The 679-nt window shown below is 67.0% G+C and carries 1 protein-coding gene; it reads right to left on the bottom strand.

The window, feature by feature from the left end:
• A partial coding sequence (locus tag SSP29_RS00080) for an alpha-amylase family glycosyl hydrolase (protein ID WP_245882990.1) occupies positions 1-679 on the bottom strand: 679 nt, incomplete at both ends.

Genomic DNA, 679 nt, shown 5'->3' with positions numbered 1-679 from the left:
CGGTGTAGGACCCCAGTCCGAAGGCAGGATTCTGCTTGCGGATCTCGATCATCCGGCGGGTCCAGTGCAGCAGGGAGGACGGCGAGGACATGGAGGCCTCGACGTTGGTGACCTGGTAGCCGTAGACGGGGTCCATGATGGTCGGCAGGTAGAGCCGTCCGGGGTCGCAGGAGGAGAAGCCGGCGTTGCGGTCGGGGGTCCACTGCATGGGGGTGCGCACGGCGTCGCGGTCGCCGAGCCAGATGTTGTCGCCCATGCCGATCTCGTCGCCGTAGTAGAGGATCGGCGAGCCGGGCAGGGACAGCAGGAGCGCGGTGAAGAGCTCGATCTGGTTGCGGTCGTTGTCGAGGAGGGGGGCGAGCCGCCGCCTGATGCCGATGTTGGCGCGCATACGCGGGTCTTTGGCGTATTCGGCCCACATGTAGTCGCGTTCCTCGTCGGTGACCATTTCGAGGGTCAGCTCGTCGTGGTTGCGCAGGAAGATGCCCCACTGGCAGCCGGAGGGGATGGCGGGGGTCTTGGCGAGGATCTCCGAGACGGGGTAGCGGGACTCCCGGCGCACGGCCATGAAGATCCGCGGCATCACCGGGAAATGGAACGCCATGTGGCACTCGTCCCCGCCGCTGCGGTAGTCGCCGAAGTAGTCGACGACGTCCTCCGGCCACTGGTTCGCCTCGGC

The organism is Streptomyces hyaluromycini, from assembly GCF_002217755.1.
GTDB lineage: Bacteria > Actinomycetota > Actinomycetes > Streptomycetales > Streptomycetaceae > Streptomyces > Streptomyces hyaluromycini.
Note: the sequence above shows the minus strand (reverse complement) of the source record. Positions and strands in the feature narration are given on the sequence as shown.